This window comes from Streptomyces katrae, from assembly GCF_000966975.1.
GTDB lineage: Bacteria > Actinomycetota > Actinomycetes > Streptomycetales > Streptomycetaceae > Streptomyces > Streptomyces katrae.
Map to the genome: position 1 here is coordinate 1 of NZ_JZWV01000363.1, position 229 is coordinate 229.

At 68.6% G+C, this 229-nt stretch carries 1 pseudogene; it reads right to left on the reverse strand.

Annotation, left to right across the window (positions count from 1 at the left end):
* Window positions 1-229, reverse strand: a pseudogene (locus tag VR44_RS14115) (methionine adenosyltransferase); the annotation flags it as partial.

Sequence of the window (229 nt, forward strand, 5' to 3'; positions counted from 1 at the left end):
AGCTGCGCGAGCACGTGCTCGACAACGAACTCGCGGATGTCGGGGGCGAGCAGCGAGTCCAGGTCGATGTCGGCCGCGTGCTGCGTGGACACGACGACCGTGTCCAGGCGCACGGCCTTGTCACCGTCGTACTCGATGGTGACCTGGGTCTTGCCGTCGGGGCGCAGGTACGGGATGGTCCCGTTCTTGCGGACCTCGGAGAGGCGGCGGGAGAGCCGGTGCGCGATGT